The organism is Pseudomonas alcaligenes, assembly GCF_014490745.1.
Lineage (GTDB): Bacteria > Pseudomonadota > Gammaproteobacteria > Pseudomonadales > Pseudomonadaceae > Aquipseudomonas > Aquipseudomonas alcaligenes_C.
The window spans coordinates 2,071,815-2,089,638 of the sequence record NZ_LZEU01000001.1 but is presented as its reverse complement, the minus strand read 5'-3'; the positions used below and the strand labels follow the sequence as shown (position 1 = coordinate 2,089,638).

At 65.5% G+C, this 17,824-nt stretch carries 15 protein-coding genes; 1 reads left to right on the top strand and 14 read right to left on the bottom strand.

Going from position 1 to position 17,824, the window contains the following annotated elements; translation table 11 throughout:
* Positions 1 to 7: 7 nt before the first annotated feature.
* The 6 genes from A9179_RS09490 to A9179_RS09465 all read right to left on the bottom strand — a co-directional run bounded on the left by A9179_RS09490 (position 8) and on the right by A9179_RS09465 (position 4,747).
* A complete protein-coding gene (locus tag A9179_RS09490) occupies positions 8 to 277 on the bottom strand; it encodes a hypothetical protein (RefSeq protein WP_187805572.1) in 270 nt (89 codons plus the stop codon).
* Between the two features lie 12 nt (positions 278 to 289).
* On the bottom strand, positions 290 to 1,756 hold the full coding sequence (locus A9179_RS09485; RefSeq protein ID WP_187805571.1) for a type II and III secretion system protein family protein: 1,467 nt from the start codon (positions 1,754 to 1,756) through the stop codon (positions 290 to 292).
* A gap of 62 nt (positions 1,757 to 1,818) precedes the next feature.
* On the bottom strand, positions 1,819 to 2,619 hold the full coding sequence (gene cpaB, locus A9179_RS09480) for a Flp pilus assembly protein CpaB (protein ID WP_187805570.1): 801 nt from the start codon (positions 2,617 to 2,619) through the stop codon (positions 1,819 to 1,821).
* A gap of 12 nt (positions 2,620 to 2,631) precedes the next feature.
* Positions 2,632 to 3,954: an AAA family ATPase gene (locus A9179_RS09475; RefSeq protein ID WP_187805569.1), complete on the bottom strand. Its 1,323-nt coding sequence runs from the start codon at positions 3,952 to 3,954 to the stop codon at positions 2,632 to 2,634.
* Positions 3,955 to 3,968: 14 nt separating this feature from the next.
* Positions 3,969 to 4,514, bottom strand: coding sequence for an A24 family peptidase (locus tag A9179_RS09470; protein WP_187805568.1), 546 nt, complete (start codon positions 4,512 to 4,514; stop codon positions 3,969 to 3,971).
* 23 nt (positions 4,515 to 4,537) lie between these two features.
* Positions 4,538 to 4,747, bottom strand: coding sequence for a Flp family type IVb pilin (locus A9179_RS09465; protein ID WP_187805567.1), 210 nt, complete (start codon positions 4,745 to 4,747; stop codon positions 4,538 to 4,540).
* Between the two features lie 405 nt (positions 4,748 to 5,152).
* On the opposite strand from A9179_RS09465, the gene A9179_RS09460 reads away from it, so the two are divergent.
* A complete protein-coding gene (locus A9179_RS09460; protein WP_187805566.1) occupies positions 5,153 to 6,028 on the top strand; it encodes a response regulator transcription factor in 876 nt (291 codons plus the stop codon).
* 78 nt (positions 6,029 to 6,106) lie between these two features.
* Here the strand turns inward: A9179_RS09460 and ligA are convergent, their stop codons facing one another.
* The 8 genes from ligA to A9179_RS09420 form a co-directional block, all read right to left on the bottom strand.
* On the bottom strand, positions 6,107 to 8,479 hold the full coding sequence (gene ligA, locus A9179_RS09455; RefSeq protein WP_187808545.1) for an NAD-dependent DNA ligase LigA: 2,373 nt from the start codon (positions 8,477 to 8,479) through the stop codon (positions 6,107 to 6,109).
* A 69-nt stretch (positions 8,480 to 8,548) separates the two neighbouring features.
* Positions 8,549 to 9,361, bottom strand: coding sequence for a cell division protein ZipA (zipA, locus tag A9179_RS09450; RefSeq protein WP_187805565.1), 813 nt, complete (start codon positions 9,359 to 9,361; stop codon positions 8,549 to 8,551).
* Positions 9,362 to 9,654: 293 nt separating this feature from the next.
* On the bottom strand, positions 9,655 to 13,143 hold the full coding sequence (smc, locus tag A9179_RS09445; RefSeq protein ID WP_187805564.1) for a chromosome segregation protein SMC: 3,489 nt from the start codon (positions 13,141 to 13,143) through the stop codon (positions 9,655 to 9,657).
* 177 nt (positions 13,144 to 13,320) lie between these two features.
* Entirely contained in the window at positions 13,321 to 13,587 is a 267-nt protein-coding gene (locus A9179_RS09440) for a hypothetical protein (protein ID WP_394354758.1), read from the bottom strand.
* Between the two features lie 56 nt (positions 13,588 to 13,643).
* Positions 13,644 to 14,837 (bottom strand): c-type cytochrome biogenesis protein CcmI, encoded by a 1,194-nt coding sequence (gene ccmI, locus A9179_RS09435; RefSeq protein WP_187805562.1) that lies wholly within the window; start codon positions 14,835 to 14,837, stop codon positions 13,644 to 13,646.
* Complete coding sequence (locus tag A9179_RS09430) at positions 14,834 to 15,304, bottom strand: cytochrome c-type biogenesis protein (protein WP_187805561.1); 471 nt, start codon at positions 15,302 to 15,304, stop codon at positions 14,834 to 14,836. Before A9179_RS09430 ends, ccmI begins: the two co-directional genes overlap by 4 nt.
* Positions 15,301 to 15,834: a DsbE family thiol:disulfide interchange protein gene (locus A9179_RS09425; protein ID WP_187805560.1), complete on the bottom strand. Its 534-nt coding sequence runs from the start codon at positions 15,832 to 15,834 to the stop codon at positions 15,301 to 15,303. The genes A9179_RS09430 and A9179_RS09425 overlap by 4 nt, the downstream gene beginning before the upstream one ends.
* Positions 15,831 to 17,822: a heme lyase CcmF/NrfE family subunit gene (locus A9179_RS09420; protein WP_394354724.1), complete on the bottom strand. Its 1,992-nt coding sequence runs from the start codon at positions 17,820 to 17,822 to the stop codon at positions 15,831 to 15,833. Before A9179_RS09420 ends, A9179_RS09425 begins: the two co-directional genes overlap by 4 nt.
* Positions 17,823 to 17,824: the final 2 nt, after the last annotated feature.

Genomic DNA, 17,824 nt, shown 5'->3' with positions numbered 1-17,824 from the left:
ACTCCTGCTACTGGATGTTGATCTGGATCGGCTGGCGGATCTGCTCAGCATCGCCAGTCTTGCCGCGGTAACCGTCCATGACCTTCTCCACCACCGGGCCGTCGAGCCCGCTGGGCGGTACGCTGGTGCCCGGGTTGGCCGCCCGCTCCTTGTCGGCAATCTGCTCGTAGGTGGTGGCGTACACGCTTTCGCCCTGGGTGCCGACCCGCCCTTCGTTGTAGGTCACGCAGCCCGTCGCAAGGCCGATCAGCAGTGCAGGCAGAATCAGAATCTTCATGGTCGTGCTCCCTTAGCGCAGGTCATGGCCGAAGCTGCTGCCGGTTACCCCGAGACTGACCGGGACGGTGCGCCCAGGCTGGTCGCTCTTGGTCTTGCCCAGCAGATAGAAGTCCATGTCGCTGGGTTCGACGAACTTCTCGGTGGGCAGGCGCACCAGCTTGGCGTCCACCGGCTTGGCGATGTGCGGGGTGACCAGGATCACCAGCTCGGTTTCACCCTTGATGAACTCCTGGCTGCGGAACAGGTTGCCGATGATCGCGATGTCGCCCAGGCCGGGGAAACGGTTGACGCTGTCGCGGGTGCGCTCGCTGATCAGGCCGGCAATCGCGATGGTCTGGCCATCGCCCAGCTCCACCGTGGATTGCGCGCTGCGCTTGGTCAGCGCCGGCACCAGCAGGCTGGCGTCGTCGGTGGAGTTGCCGGTGTTGACCACTAGGCTGTTGGCCTCCACCAGCTCGCTGACCAGCACGTTCAGGTTGAGGTTGATGCGATCGCTATCCAGCACCACCGGGAGGAATTTCACGCCGACACCGAACTCCTTGAACTCGATGCTGATGCCATCGTCGTCGGCGACCGGAATGGGAAACTCGCCGCCGGAGATGAACTCGGCCTCCTGCCCGGTCAGGGTGACCAGGGTCGGTTCGGCCAGCACCTTGGCCGAGCCGTCCTCCTTGGCCGCTTCCAGCAGCATGTTGAAGGCGAAGCTGCCTGAGGCGAACTGCGCCAGTAGCCCGGTGCCGTTGCTCAGCAGGCCGTCATCCACCACCGAGGTGCCGTTGTTGAAGCCGCCGAAGCTCCAGTTGCCGTTGGTGCCCAGGGCCAGGAAGCGCACACCCAGGCGCTTGACCAGGCTGCGCTGCATCTCCGCGACCTTGACCTCCAGCATCACCTGCTGGCCGCCGCCGACCGTCATCAGGTTGATCACTTCCAGCGACTCGGTGGACTTGGCCTTGGCCGCCTCACCTTCACCCTGGACGATGCTCGAGGTCTGCGCGGCGTAGGTCTTGGCCACCTTGACGGCGGTATCCATCACCGCTGCACTGCTCACCTGACCGCGCAGCACCAGGGCGCCCTGGGCGCTGAACACTTCGATGTTCTCGTTGGGCATCAACTGGTACAGCTTGCCCTTGAGGCCGCTGAGGTCATGCACCACTTCCAGATCCAGGCTGTCGATCAGCTTGTTGCTGCCATCCCACAGCAGCACATTGGTGCTGCCCAGCGAGCGCCCCAGCAGGTAGAGCTGGGTCGGGCTGGTGATGAGGATGTCGGCAATCTCCGGGTTGCCCACCGAGATGCGCTTGACCGGCTTGCGTGTGCTGAGCACCCGCGACTTGTAGATCGGCACCTGGATGTTGCTGACGTTGGCCGCCGACAACGCCGTGACCGCCGGCTGCGCATCGGCTGCCTGCACTGCCGGCGACCAGGGCCAGGCGATCAGCAGCACGCTTGCCAGCACGATCATTCGAATGTTTTGCATGTCCCTCTCCTTGTTGAAAGTCGACTGCACCCACCTGACTCTTGTTGTTGGCGGCCGCCCTATTACTGCACCTTGGCCACATTCACATCGGTACCGCGGATGATGGTCACCCCGGTTCCGCCATTGCTGCGCCGCACCACCGGTTTGGCCGGCTCAGGAGCCGGCGCCGGCTTTTCCACCTTGGGCGCCACCACCTCGGGCTTTTTCTGGTTGTCCAGCGGGTTGCGCAGGGCCAGCTGCAGGCGCCCCTCGGTCTGCGCCTTGACCAGCACTTCGGCCTCTTCGGAAGTCATCTCCAGGGTCACTGCCCGCACCACCACCGGCTGGGTCTTGTCGGTACTGGCGGTCTGGTCGACGGCCAGCACCCGCAGGTCTTCGAGGATGGTCTTGGATTCGGCGTCGTTGTTGCTGCTGCCGACCCGTTTGGTGGCCAGTACATCCACCCGGTTGCCCGGCAGGAGGAAACCGCCGACCCCGACCACATCGTCGACCCGTACCGACACGGCGCGCTTGTCCGTCTCGATCAGCGAGGCCAGGGTGCTGCCGCCGAGGTGCTCGGCCACCCGCGCCGCGCGCAGGATGTCGCCGCGCAGCATGGCGAAGGTGGCGATGCGTCCCACCACCTTGTCGGCGCTGTCGAAGGAGTCATCCGGCACCGTGCTCTTCGGCATGCGCACCTGCACCACGTGCTGCGCCTCGATCATGCTGCCGAAGGGAATCTCCACGGCCGCCACCATGACGTTCTGCATGTTGTCGTCGGGGCTGGCATTGAGCCGGCCACTCAACCAGTTGTTGGCCATCCAGGCCGCCCCCAGGCCAAGCACCAGGGACAGGACGACCAAGGTGAGAGTTCGCGAGCCCATATCCGTGTCTCCTCAACCGAGAAAATCGAGTTGTACGAAGTAGTTGTGCCAGGCCCACTCCAGCTCGCGGGGTGACAGCGGCCCGGAGCCATCCAGGTAGCGCTGGCGATCCAGCGCCATGCCCAGCAGGTCACGCGGGTGACAGGCCACCAGCGGCATGCCCTCGGCCTCGTAGAGCCCCTGCAGCACATAGCGCAGCAGGATCGGGTCGAACACGATGCCCTGGCGCTCGCACTCCTGGCGCCAGATCCGCTCGTACTCCTCGGGGCGCAGGTAGTTGAAGTGCAGCTTGTAGCCAATCCGCCGCAGGAAGGCCTCGTCGGCCAGCTCCAGCGGATTGAGGTTGGTGGAGAACACCAGGATCAGGTCGAACGGCAACTCGCAATGCCGACCGCCGCCGAGGTTGAGGAAGTCACGTTTTTCCTCCATCGGCACGATCCAGCGGTTGAGCAGCTCGGCCGGTGCCATGCGCTGGCGGCCCATGTCGTCGATGATGAACAGACCGTTGCTGGCCTTGAGCTGCAGGGGCGCCTGGTACAGGCGGTTGTATGGGTCGTAGCGGATATCCAGCTGTTCCATGCTCAGCTCGCCGCCGGTGATCACGATCGGTCGCTTGCAGCACAGCAGGCGGCGGTCGATGCCCTCTTCGAGCATCAGGTGGTTCTGCCGAGCGTCCTCGTCCAGGCGCTGGTGCACCTGCGGGTCGTAGATCTCCACCACCGACTCGTTGATCTCGATCGCGTGCGGCACCCAGATGGCCTCGGCGAACAGGCGGATCAGGCGGGTACTGATGTAGGTCTTGCCGGTACCGGCCGGCCCGTAGACCATGATCGCCCGGCCGGAATTGAGGGCCACGCCGATCTGGTCGAGCATGCCCTCGGAGAGCACCACGCCGCCGAACGCCGAGCGCATGTCGCGGGCGGTGATGCGGCCGTGGTGGATGGTCTGAATCTTCAGCAGGGAGCGGTAGGCGCCTACGGGAAAAGGTGTCGCGCCCAGGTAGCCGCTGCGCTCCAGGGCATCGCGGGCAGCCAGACGACCCCGTTCGGTGAGGCCATAGCGCAGGGCCTGGCCGCCGGTCTGGCCGAGCACTTCAATGCGCCCTTGCTTGCGCAGGAAATGCAGTACTTCTTCCAGCACCGCCCCGGTAAGCGCCATGCGCTCGACCAGGCGCGGCAGGTCGAGCACGCCAGCATCGTGCAGATGCTTGCACAGCAGGTCGCCCAGGAAGTTCTCGCTGAGCCCGGTTTCCTGCACGCTCTTCGGCTGCGGCGCCAGGCGCTGTACGGCCTCGCGTTCACTGGGATAGGAGTCGCTGTCGCTGATCGCATACATGGCAGACCTCTCCATCAACCGAAGGCATAACTCCAGAGCTGCCAGGGATTGAGCGGTTGCCAGACGAAACCCAGGCAGGAGCCCAACAGCACGGCAATCGAGTAGGGAAATGGCTTTCCGGCTACTTCGTTCTCGGCCGGGGCCACATGCTCCCGCGCCATCACCATCAGCCAGTAGCGCGACAGCGTCATCGCCAGTTGCCCGCGTACCAGGATGATGAGAAATCCACACAGACCGCCCGCGATCAGGCTGAAGAAAGCCATCCACAGGGCGTGGTTGGGGCTCAGGAAGCTGCCGGCCATGGCCATCAACTTGACGTCGCCAGCCGCCATGCCGCCCATGGCGTACAGCGGCAGAAACAGGGCAAAACCGATCAGCATGCCGAGGGCACCGTTACCCAGCCCGGCAAGGCCGGAGCTGTACAACTGCAACGCTGCAGCCAGTAGCAGACCGGTCAGGATCAGCCGATTGGGGATGCGGTGGCAGCGCAAGTCGCTCACCACCGCATAACCCAGCAGACCGAGCAGAACCAATGCCGTGAACAACTGCTCAATGACCATGGCCTTGGCTCCTTGCCGCTAACTTACGGGCAGGCTGCCACTGGGGTGTTGGTGCCCAGCACAGCGTCTTTCAGGCTGGTGATCGCCCCGCAGACGTTGTCGCCCAGGGCGAGAAAGGCAGTGACCGCGCCAATAGTCACCAGACCACCCGCCACGGCGTATTCGACGATGGTCAAACCGTCTTCGTCCTGCAGAAACTTCACGATCGAAGCCTTGAGTACTTCAGCGTTCATGTCCCACCTCACTTGAGTAGTTGCGCTCGCTAGCAGCCACGCTTATTGCCCGGCCTGGAGTTCACGCTAGAGGACATGAAAAAGAGGGGTTAGGAGTTTTTTGCGTATCGCTAGGACTTTTTTGCGCGGCCGCGAAAAGGGCTGACAAAACAGCTTGAACAGGCGCAGTGGCCTAAAGAAGAACGCCTCGCACAAGGCGTTGCAAACGATTCACAAGCGACTGGCGGTAGCCCGAAAGCGCCGCCTCACAGCAAAAAAAACCATTGCCATTCAAGGCGATAGAGGACTTCTGTAGAAATGGATACAAACGCGATAACAGCTATTCGAATTCAGTATTTGTAGTAATGGCACATTGACAATACTCCTCACTCAGGAACGATAAAAACAATGTGCAGAGCTAAGTGAATGAAGTCTAACTCGGCCAATAACCAGAGAAGACCAGTGCTGTTATGGCTGGATCTCACCCATGACCGGTCAGCGGAGGATCTGATCGGACAATTTCGCTTGTCCTGCGAATGTCACCTGGCCAAGGACTACAGCATCACCGCTCGCGACAGTGGCCAGCAGCCGGACATGATCTGCATGCACTTCGACCGCCCCGATGGTCTGGGCCTGAACCTGCTGCAGGAAGTGAAACGCACCGCGCCATCGATCCCCATCACCATGTTCACCGTGCAGCACTCCGAGGAGCTGGCCGTATGGGCCATGCGCTCGGGGGTCTGGGAGTACATGGTGCTGCCGCTGTCGATTCACGAGAAAACCCGCTACCTGGGCGCCCTCGACCAGCTCTGCCAGCTGCGCTGGCAAGGCGACAGCCATGCCAAGAAGTCCTGGCTCGAGCGCTGCAACGGCTTGCCGGACAGCATCCGCCTGACCAAGGAACACCAGAAGCACCAGGTGCTGCAGAAGGCCATGCTGTACATCGACCAGCACTTTCGCGACAGCGTCGACCAGAAGGAGCTGGCGCAGCGCTGCGGCATGACGCCGTTCCGCTTCTGCCGGGTGTTCAAGGAGGTCTACGGCCAGGGCTTCATGGAATACATCCTGCGCAAGCGCATGGACTTCGCCAAGGAGCTGCTGCACAACAGCCAGATGCCCATCACCAGCATCGGCTACGAAGCCGGCTTCAAGGATCCCTCCTATTTCGCCCGGGCCTTCAAGCAGTGCATCGGCTGCACCCCCAGCGACTACCGCAGCACCTGCCGCCCGAGCGAGGTGCCCGAGCTGGCGGACAGCGACAGCCGCCTGGAAGTCATGGTTTCCAGCGGTTTCCGCGGCTGAGCGGTAGCTAGAACCAGCTGACGATCAATGCCCGACCCGCAGGCCATCAGGCCTGCGCGGGGAACACTGCACGACGGCTCAGACTGTGATGCCCAGCTCCTGCAGACGCGCCAGGAACTGCGCCTCGTCCAGCACCGTAACACCCAGCTCGCTGGCCTTGGCCAGCTTCGAGCCGGCGCCGGGGCCGGCCACCACGCAGTGGGTCTTGGCTGATACCGAACCGGCCACCTTGGCGCCCAGGCTTTCCAGCTTGTCCTTGGCCAGGTCGCGACTCATCACTTCCAGGGTGCCGGTGAGCACCCAGGTCTGCCCGGCCAGCGGCAGGCCGGCCACGATCCTCTTCTCGCTCGTCCAGTGCATGCCGAAGTCACGCAGCTGCGCCTCGATGCGCGCCGCCCGCTCGGCGTTGGCCGGCACATCGAAGAACTCGCGCAGGGACTTGGCCGCCTTCTCATTGAGGCGTTCCACCTGGCGCAGATCCAGCCAGTCGGCCTTGATCACGCCCTCCAGGCTACCGAACTTGGCCGCCAGCTTTTCCGCACCGGTGGCGGCGATAAAGGGGATGTTGAGCTTGTCGATAAAGCCCGGCAGGGTCGCGCAGGCGGCGAACTCGGGGCTGAGGTCGCCCTCCTCCTGCAACTCGACGCCGCGGGCCAGCAGGTCGTCGATGACCTTGAGGTTGTGCGCATCACAGAAGAAGTTGTGGATCTCGAAAGCCACTTCCAGACCGACATCCGGCAGGTAGGTCAGCACCTCCGGCAGCGCCTGGCGGATGCGCGCCAGAGAGCCGAGGGCACGAGCCAGGAGCTTGGCCGTCTCCTCGCCCACATCGGGGATGCCCAGGGCGTAGATGAAGCGCGCCAGGCTCGGCCTGGCACTGTCCTGGATCGCCGCCAGCAGGTTGCGGGTGGACAGGTCGGCGAAGCCCTCCAGCACCACCACCTGCTCGTAGGCCAGGGTGAACAGATCCGCCGGCGAGGCGATCAGCCCGGTGTCCACCAGTTGCTCGACGATCTTGTCGCCCAGGCCCTCGATGTCCAGGGCGCGGCGCGAGGCGAAATGGATGATCGCCTGCTTGAGCTGCGCGCCGCAGGCCAGGCGGCCGACGCAGCGGTACACCGAGCCTTCGCTGGTGGTTTCCTTGCCCTTGCCACGCTTGACCAGCTGGGTGCGCTCGACGGCCGAGCCGCACACCGGGCACTGCTCCGGCACATGCACCGGCCGGGCATCGGCGGGACGGCGCTCGATGACCACCTGCATCACCTGGGGGATCACGTCGCCGGCACGGCGGATGATCACCGTGTCGCCGATCATCAGGCCCAGGCGCGCCACTTCGTCCATGTTGTGCAGGGTGGCGTTGGCCACGGTGACGCCAGCCACCTTGACCGGTTTCAGTCGCGCCACCGGGGTGACGGCACCGGTGCGGCCGACCTGGAACTCCACGTCGAGCAGCTCGGTGAGTTCTTCCTGGGCCGGGAACTTGTACGCCAGCGCCCAGTGCGGGGTACGCGCCCGGAAACCGAGCTGCTGCTGATCCTCGATGTTGTTGACCTTGAACACCACGCCGTCGATGTCGTAGGCCAGCGCCATACGCCGCTCGCCGATATCACGGTAGTAGTCCAGGCAGGCTTCCACGCCCTTCGCCAGTTTCAGCTCGCGGCTGATCGGCACGCCCCAGGCCTTGAGCTGCTGCAGCATGCCGACCTGGGTCGCCGGCAGCTCGCCGCTGACCTGGCCAACGCCATAGCAGCAGAATTCCAGCGGGCGGCTGGCGGTGATCTTCGGATCGAGCTGGCGCAGGCTGCCGGCGGCAGCGTTGCGCGGGTTGGCGAAGGTCTTGGCGCCGCTTTCGGCCTGCCGCGCATTGAGTTCGTCGAAGCCAGCCTTGGGCATGTAGACCTCGCCGCGCACCTCCAGCAGCGCCGGCCAGCCGCTGCCCTGCAGCTGGAGCGGCACGTTGCGGATGGTGCGCACGTTGGCGCTGATGTCCTCGCCGGTGCTGCCGTCGCCGCGGGTAGCGCCGCGCACCAGCTGGCCGTCGCGGTACAGCAGGCTGACGGCCAGGCCATCGAGCTTGGGCTCGCAGCTGTACTCCACCTCGGCACCGCCGCCGAACAGGTCGCCGGCCGAAAGCCCGAGGCCGTTCTGCACGCTGCGGTCGAAGGCGCGCAGGTCTTCTTCCTCGAAGCCGTTGCCCAGGCTAAGCATCGGCACCTCGTGGCGTACCTCGCCAAAGGCACTCAGGGCCTCGCCACCGACGCGCTGGGTCGGCGACTGTGGCGTCACCAGTTCGGGGTGCTCGGCCTCCAGGGCCTGCAGCTCGCGGAACAGGCGGTCGTACTCGGCATCGGGCACGCTCGGCTCGTCCAGCACGTAGTAGCGGTAGTTGTGCCCATCCAGTTCGGCTCGCAGCTGCAGGATGCGGGTGGCGGCGTCGGTCATATCGGTTATCTCGCAAACGACAAGAGCAGCCGAGGCTGCTCTTGGGATCTTCTTCGGCTTCCCCGCAGGGAAGACCCGTTAACGCTTGTTGGTGAGCTGCCGGCGCTCGAACTCGGCGATGCGCTGACGATAGTGCTCGATGGTCTGCGCAGTCATCACGCTGCGCTGGTCATCCTTGAGCTCGCCGTTGAGTTCGTGGGCCAGCTTGCGCGCGGCAGCGACCATCACGTCGAACGCCTGCTTCGGATGGCGCGGCCCCGGCAGACCGAGGAAGAAGCTCACCGCCGGGGTGTAGAACAGGTCGATGTCGTCCAAGTCGAAGGTGCCCGGCTTGACCCCGTTGGCCATGGAGAACAGCACTTCGCCGTTGCCGGCCATGCTCTCGTGGCGGTGGAAGATATCCATCTCGCCGAAGCGCAGACCGCTTTCCAGGATGTTCTGCAGCAGGGCCGGGCCCTTGAAGCCGTCGGTGTCGCGGGAGATCACGTTGATCACCAGCACTTCCTCGACCGGCAGCGGCTCCTTGGCCTTGCCTACCGGCTTGATCTCGTCTTCCTCGACCGGGGTCAGCAGGGTCGGTACCGGCTCGGCGGTATCCAGGTTGAGGTCACCCTGCTGTGGTTCGAGATTACGCCGCCGGTTGAGCTCGGAGGCGCTCATGGTCGGCATGTCTTCTTCGTTGAATTCCGGATCGCGCTTGCGATCCACCACCCGCGCGGTGCTGAGCAGATCCGGGTCGGAGTCGTCGTCGGGCAGGTTGCTGAAACTGTGGTCGAGCTTGAACTTCAACTTGCCTTTGCTGCCGCGCATCCGCCGCCAGCCATCAAAGAGAATGCCGGCAATAACGATGATGCCGATGACGATCAGCCATTCGCGCAGACCGATTTCCATGAAGTTCCCGTGCCCCTGAACCAAAAAAGATAATGATGAATAAAGGGCATCCTGCCCCTGAAGAACGCGAACACTGTATGTTTCTACAGGTACTTGGCGCGTGTAACAACTTTGAGGCCTAAACTAGCACGACGAACGGTAAATGTGCACCGTTACAAGGCAATCTTCGGCATTTATGTCGGTGCCGAAAAGAGCCGTTGCAAAATAATTCGCTACATTGGCTAAGCCGCTGAACTGCAAGGCGAATATTTACCGGCCGTTAATCCCGACAGAGGTTTCGGGATATATCCCGGTCAGGATTCGACCAGACTCAGCGCTTCTTCCACATCCACGGCTACCAGACGCGAGCAACCCGGCTCGTGCATGGTCACCCCCATCAACTGATCGGCCATTTCCATGGCGATCTTGTTGTGGGTGATATAGATGAACTGCACGGTCTCCGACATTTCCTTGACCAGCCTTGCATAGCGCCCGACGTTGGCGTCGTCGAGCGGCGCATCCACTTCGTCGAGCATGCAGAACGGCGCCGGATTCAACTTGAAGATGGCAAATACCAGGGCCAGTGCAGTCAGCGCTTTCTCGCCGCCGGACAGCAGGTGAATGGTGCTGTTCTTCTTGCCCGGCGGGCGCGCCATGATCGCCACCCCGGTATCCAGCAGGTCTTCGCCGGTCAGCTCCAGGTAGGCGTGACCGCCACCGAAGACTTTCGGGAACAGCGCCTGCAGGCCGCTGTTGATCTGGTCGAAGGTCTCCTTGAAGCGGTTGCGGGTTTCCTTGTCGATCTTGCGGATGACGTTTTCCAGGGTCTCCAGCGCTTCCACCAGGTCGGCATTCTGCGCATCCAGGTAGCGCTTGCGCTCGGACTGCTGCTGGTATTCGTCGATGGCCGCCAGGTTGATCGCCCCCAGCCGCTGGATTTTCCCGGCCAGGCGCTCCAGTTCCTCTTCCCAGGCCTGCTCGCCGGCTTCGGGTGGCAGCGTGGCAAGCACCCCGTGCAGGTCGTAGTTGTCTTCCAGCAGCTGATCCTGCAGGGCCTTGCGCCGTACGCTGAGGGCCTGCCACTCCATCCGCTGCTGCTCCAGCTGGCCGCGTAGCAGCTGGGCCTGCTGCTCGGCCTGGCTGCGCCGCTTTTCGGCATCGCGCAGCTCACGGTCGGCATCTTCCAGGGCCAGGCGGGCGAGCTTCAGCTCATCCTCCACGCCCATGCGCCGGTCGAGCAGCTCTTCGAGCTTCATGCGTAGCTCTTCCAGCGGTGCGGCGCCCTCCTCCAGGTTGAGGTTGAGCTGCTCGCGGCGCTCGATGGCGCGCTCGAACTGCAGCTCCAGGCGCTCCAGGGCCTGGCGGGTGGACTCGTGCTGGGCCTTGATCGAGCCCAGGCGCACGGCCAGCTGATGGGCATGATCCTTGTGCTGGCGGGCTTCCTGGCGCACCCGGTCGAGGCGCTCGCGCAGGCTGTCGCGGCTGGCCAGCAGCAGCTCGCGCTGCTCGGTGTCGAGGGCCATGGCTTCCAGCGCGTCCTGCAGGATCAGGCGCGCTTCGCCCAGTTGTTCCTGCTCCAGCTCGCGCTGCTCGCCCAATTCGTGCAGTTCGCCTTCCAGGCGCCGGCGGCGCAGGGTCAGCTGCTCGGCCTTGGCCTGGCCGGCGGAAAGCTGGGCCTTCAGCTCGCCCTGGCGCCGCGCTTCTTCCTGCACACGGCGGCGCTGCTGCTCGCGCGCCTCTTCCTGCTGACGCTGGGCCTGCTGCAGCTGCTGCAGGCGCTCGTCGAGATCGGCCAGCGCCGCCTCGCGCTCCTCGCGCTCCAGGCCCAGGCGTTCCAGTTCCTGCCCGCGCGCCAGCACGCCGCTCTCCGCCGCACTGGCGCGGCGTACCCGCAGGAACTGCCGGCCGACCCAATAACCGTCGCGGCTGATCAGGCTCTCGCCCTCGCCGAGCTGGCTGCGCCGCGCCAGCGCCTCGTCGAGGCTTTCCACCGGGCGCACCTTGGCCAGCCAGGGTGCCAGGTCGAAGCCGGCCTCGACCTTGTCCAGCAGGCTGCCGGCAACCCGGGCGCCGCCCGCCTGGGGATTGACCAGGCGCAGCTCGCCCTGGTCGAAACCGGCCAGATCCAGGCCGGCGAAATCATCCAGCAGCACCGCCTGCAAATCGGCACCAAGCACGGTTTCCACCGCCAGCTCCCAGCCGCTCTCCACCCGCAACCCTTCGGCCAGACGCGGACGCTTGTCCAGCTGCTGCTCACGCAGCCATTCGGCGGCGCCCTTGCCCGGGTTGAGCGCGGCCTGTTGCAGGGCCTCCAGGGAGACGATGCGGCCATTCAGGCGCTGCAACTCGCCCTGGGCCTGCTGCTGGGCCTGACCGGCCTGCTGCAGCTCGCCGCGCAGCTGCTCCAGGCGCTCGACCAGGGTTTCTTCGGCAGCGTGCAGCTCTTCCAGGTTCAGTTCGCTGCCGGCCAGTTGCTCGGCCAGCTCGAGGATCGCCGCATCCTCCGGATCGGCCGCCAGCTGCGCCAGCTCTTCGCTCAGGCGGCGCTGGCGCTCAGCCAGACGCTCCAGACTCTGCTCCAGCTGCTGGATGCGCGACTGCTGCACTTCGGCCTGGCGGCGCGGCTCGGCACTGCGCTGGTTGAAGCCGTCCCACTGCTCCTGCCAGCCGTGCATGGCGCTTTCCGCGTCTTCCAGGGCGGCGGCGGACTCCTCGGAGGCCGCGGCAGTAATTTCCTGCTCCGGCTCGAGCATGGCCAGCTCTTCGCCCAGGGTGGCCAGCAGGGTGCGGTCATGGCCCAGGTGCGATTCGGTTTCCAGGCGCGAGCGCTCGGCCTCGTTGAGGTCGTCCTGCAACTGGCGCAGGCGCTGCTGGCCGTGCTGGATGCTCTGCTCGACGCGGGCGATGTCGCCGCCCACCGAGTAGAAGCGCCCCTGCACCTGGTTGAAGCGCTCGGACAGCTCGTGATGACCGTCGCGCAGGCGCTCGATGCTGGCATCGGCACTGCGCTGCTCGGCCACCAGGGCCTCGTAGGCCACCTCCTGGTCACCGATCACCTGCTCGCGGCTGCCCACCTGCAGGTTCAGCGCCTGCCAGCGCAGGGCCGACAGCTGGGCCTTGAGCTGGCGCTCCTCGGCCTTGTATTCCTGGTACTTCTCGGCAGCCTGGGCCTGGCGATGCAGGCGTTCGAGCTGGCGCTCCAGCTCTTCGCGCAGGTCGGTCAGGCGCGCCAGGTTCTCGTGGGTACGGCGGATGCGGCTCTCGGTCTCGCGGCGGCGCTCCTTGTACTTGGAGATGCCGGCCGCTTCCTCGATGAAGTTGCGCAAGTCCTCGGGCTTGGCCTCGATCAGCTTGGAGATCATGCCCTGCTCGATGATCGAGTAGCTGCGCGGGCCCAGGCCGGTGCCGAGGAAGATGTCGGTGATGTCGCGCCGGCGGCACTTCACGCCGTTGAGGAAGTAGGTGTTCTGCGAGTCGCGGGTCACCCGGCGCCGGATGGAAATCTCGGCGAAGGCGGCGTACTCACCCACCAGGCTGCCGTCGGAGTTATCGAAGATCAGCTCGATGCTGGCCTGGGTCACCGGCTTGCGCGTGTTGGAGCCGTTGAAGATGACGTCGGTCATCGACTCGCCACGGAGGTTCTTCGCCGAACTTTCGCCCATCACCCAACGCACGGCGTCGATGATGTTCGACTTGCCGCAACCATTGGGCCCGACCACCGCCGCCATGTTGCTGGGGAAACTTACCGTGGTGGGGTCGACGAAGGACTTGAAACCCGCCAGTTTGATGCACTTCAGGCGCATGCCAGGCCCTCCACCGGGAAAAACCCGGAAGACTGCAGAACGAGGCTGTCCGCTGCCATGAAGTTCATGGATTTCCTTAGAAAAAGGGGCAATACGAGGAGTCGGCGGAGTGTATCACAGGGTTTTCGCCGCCCAATCCACCCCTTTCAGCAAGTCGGCAAGGCTACCGGCAAGCCACTATTGCGCGTGCTTGTGGCCCAGGCCTGGCGGCACGCCGCCGATATCCGTCGGCTGCCAGGGCCCCTGCGGGCTGCTTGCCCAGGCCCAGCCATGGTTCCAGCGGTAATAGGTACGTTCGCGGTAGTACAGCTCACCGCCGCCCTTGACCACATACACGCCCAGCCGGGCATCCCAGTAGCTGTTGCCGCCGGGCGGCGGAGCGTAGCGCGGGTGGGTCTGCGCCGTGCCGGTATGCCCGCTCGGCAGCGGTGCGGCCGACTGCAGGCTGCAACCGGCCAGCGCCAGCAACAGCGCCGCCGACAGCAGGTGCGGACGCCGGCTCACTTGGCCTGATCCGGGCTGTCGATCAGCAGTTGCTGCAGCTCGCCCGTGCTGCTGGCGATCGACTGGCCGCGCCCTACCCACTCGCCGGCCGTGGCCACGCCGCTGCGCGAAATACGCGCCACCAGCTGCACCTGCGGGAAGCTGGAAATCTTCAGCTGCGCCATCATCGCGTCGCGGTCGCTCAGCTCCACCTCGGCCGGCAGATCGGCCACACTCAGGCGCTTGACCGCCAGCGGCATGGGCGGCCCGGAGCTGGCGCGGGCGAAGACGAACACGCTGTCGCCGGGCTGCACCTTGTCCTTGAGCGCCGGCGCCAGTTCGACCCGCACCTTGAGCACGGCCATCGACTTGTTGACCACTTCGCCGACCGGAGCACCACCGGCCGCCTGCAGGCGCTCGCGGGCACGCTCGATGCCGCCCTGGATCGCCGCGCGCGACGGGTCTTCGGCGGGCATCTGCGCCAGCAGGCGCTGCCAGTAGTCGACCGCCTCGCCGTAACGCTCGCCCTCGAACGCGGAAATACCCAGCAGACCGAGACTGGTGACCTCGTTGGGGTCGGCCTTGAGCGCCTCGTCGGTGAGGGTCTGGATCTGCGCGCTCCACTGCTTGTCGGCGGCGAAGTACAGCGCCTGGGCCAGTTGCCCCAGCAGCTCGGGCGCGCGCCCGGCGATGCGGATGGTCTGCTGGTAGGCCTGCACCGCCTCCTGGGAACGGCCCTGGGCCATATAGATGCGCCCCAGGTAATACCAGGCTTCGGCGGAATCCGGCTGCTCCTTGACCGACGCCTCCAGGCGCGCAGTCATCTGCCCGACGCTGGGTTGCTCCTGCATCTCGGCCAGTTGCTGGCTGGAGCCCCAGTGCAGGTACAGGCCCAGGGCCACTGCCGGCACCAACAGACTGAGCACTAGCGGCAGCAGCTTGCCCAGGCGCGCGCTGCGCTCGCCGGCGCCCTCGGTGTCGGCCAGCAGCTCGCGGGCCGCCTCGGCCTGGCCGGCGGCGAACTGCGCCTCGCTCAGCACCCCGGCAGCGTGCTGGGCACTCATCTCGGCCAGGCGCTCCTGGTACAGGGCGACGTTCAGTGCAGTGCGGTCTTCCTCGGCCTGGGCACGACGGCCGCGCAGCAGCGGAATCAGGGGAAATGCCAGGCCGACCAGCAACAACAGGCCGGTGGCAAGCCAGAACACGATCATGGGTTGTCCTTCAACAGCCTGGCCAGGCGCTCACGCTCGGCCTCGGAAAGGGTGACCTGCTCGGGGGCGTTCTCCACCCGGCGGCGGCGCAGCACCAGCACGCCGAGCCCGAGCAGGCCCAGGCCCAGCAGCGAGGCCGGACCATACCAGAGCAGGTAGGTACGCGCATCCACCGGCGGCTTGTAGCGCACGAAGTCGCCGTAGCGCAGCACCAGGAAGTCGACGATCTCGTCGTTGCTCTTGCCTTCCTGGAGCATCCGGTAGATTTCCCGGCGCAGGTCGGCGGCAATCGGCGCATTGGAGTCGGCCAGATCCTGGTTCTGGCACTTCGGGCAGCGCAGCTCCTCGGTCAGGGTGCGAAAGCGCTCGCGCTCCGCCTCGTCCTTGAACTGGTAGGTATCGATGGCCGCGCGGGCCGCGCCGATCAGGCTCAGGCCCAGCAGACAGGCAAGCAGCAGGCGCTTCATTGCTCGTCCACCAGCGCCTGGTACAGCGGCGCCAGCTGCTCGCGCCAGACGCGCTCGTCGATCACGCCGACGAACTTGTGGCGGATGATACCCTTGGCGTCGATGAGGAAGGTCTCCGGCGCGCCGTACACGCCGAGATCCAGGCCGAGGCTGCCCTGCGCGTCGCTGATATTCAGCTGGTAGGGGTTGTGGAACTCCTTCAGCCACTTCTGCGCCGCGGCATTGTCGTCCTTGTAATTGACCCCGTAGATGTTCACCCCGAGCTGCGCCAGCTGGTTCAGCACCGGATGCTCGACCCGGCAGGAAATGCACCAGGTGGCCCAGACATTGACCAGTGCCGGCTTGCCCAGCAGGTTGCTGCGGTTCAGGCGCTGGCCTGGCTCGTCGACCCGGGCCAGATCGAACTCGGGAAACGGCTTGCCGATCAGCGCCGAGGGCAGCTCGCTGGGATCGAGGAACAGGCCACGGTAGAGAAACAGTGCCACGCCGAGGAACAGCAGCAGCGGCACCAGCAGGATCAGGCGTTTCATGCGGCAGCTCCGTCATTGAGGCCCAGCACATCGCGTACGCGGGTCTTGACCTTGACCCGGTAGCGCCGGTCGAAGGCAGCCAGCAGGCCGCCGAAGCCCATCATCAGGCCGCCCAGCCAGAGCCAGCGCACGAAGGGTTTGATGTGCACGCGCACGGCCCAGGCGCCATCGTCCAGCGGCTCGCCGAGGGCGACGTAGAGGTCGCGGGTGAAGCCGGCATCGATACCCGCCTCGGTCATCGGCATGCGCTGCACGGTGTACAGGCGCTTCTCCGGATGCAGCACAGCGACTTCCTCGCTGCCTTCCAGCACACGGATGGTGCCGCGATCCGAGGTGAAGTTCGGTCCCTCGTGATGAGCCACGCCCTCGAAGACGAAGCGATAGCCAGCCAGTTCCAGCGACTCGCCGGGCGCCAGGCGCAGGTCGCGCTCGGCACTGCCCTGGCTGACCAGCACCACGCCAACGGCGCAGACGGCCAGACCCAGGTGCGCCAGCTGCATGCCCCAGTAGCTGCTGGACAGGTTGCGAATTCCCTTGAGCAGGCCCTTGTGGCGGGTCTTGTCGAACAGGTCGCGCAGCCCGGCCAGCACCACCCAGGCGCCCAGCAGGCAGGCGGCCAGCACCGCCCAGTGGAAGTCGGCCAGGGTCAGACTGGCCAGCACGCCCAGCACCACGCTGCCCAGCAGCACCGGCGTGAGCATGCCCAGCAGCCATTTCAGCGGGGTGTCCTTCCAGCGCACCAGCACGCCCACCGCTAGCACCAGCATCAGCAGGCCCATCAGCGGCACGAACAGGGCGTTGAAATAGGGCGGCCCGACCGACAGCTTGGCGCCGCTGAGGGCATCCAGCACCAGCGGGTAGAGGGTGCCGAGCAGGATGGTCGAGGCTGCTACCACCAGGATCAGGTTATTGGCCAGCAGCAGGGTCTCGCGCGACCACAGGGCAAAGCCGACCTGGCTCTTGACCACCGGCGCGCGCACGGCGAACAGGGTCAGCGAACCGCCGACCACCACCAGCAAGAAGGCCAGGATGAACACGCCACGGGCCGGATCGCTGGCAAACGCATGCACCGAGGTGAGCACCCCGGAGCGCACCAGGAAGGTTCCCAGCAGGCTCAGGGAAAACGCGGCGATGGCCAGCAGCACCGTCCAGCTCTTGAACACACCGCGCTTCTCGGTGACCGCCAGCGAGTGGATGAGCGCAGTGCCGACCAGCCAGGGCATGAACGAAGCGTTCTCCACCGGATCCCAGAACCACCAGCCGCCCCAGCCGAGTTCGTAGTAGGCCCACCAGGAGCCGAGACTGATGCCGATGCCGAGGAAGGCCCAGGCGATGATGGTCCACGGCCGCGACCAGCGCGCCCAGGCGGCATCCAGCTTGCCGCCGAGCAGCGCGGCGATGGCAAAGGAGAAGGCCACGGAGAAGCCGACATAGCCCATGTACAGCATCGGCGGATGGACGATCAGGCCGAAGTCCTGCAGCAGCGGGTTGAGGTCGCGGCCATCGATCGGCGAATCCGGCAGCAGGCGGGCGAACGGGTTGGAGGTGACGATCAGGAACAGCAGGAAGCCGACGCTGATCATCCCCATCACCGCCAGCACCCGGGCCAGCATCACGTCCGGCAGCTGGCGGGAGAAGATCGACACGGCGAAAGTCCAGCCGCCGAGGATCAGCGCCCAGAGCAGCAGCGAGCCTTCGTGGGCGCCCCATACGGCGCTGAACTTGTAGTACCAGGGCAAGGCGCTGTTGGAGTTCTGCGCCACGTAGGCGACCGAGAAATCGTCGGTCATGAAGGCCCAGGTCAGGCAGGCGAAGGCGAACACCAGGAAACTGAACTGCCCCCAGGCCGCCGGCTGCGCCAGGCCCATCCACTGGCGATCGCCACGCCAGGCGCCGATCAGCGGCAGGCTGGCCTGCAATACGGCCAGACACAGGGCGAGGATCAGGGCCAGATGGCCCAGTTCGGGAACCAGCAGTGCGGCGTTCATGC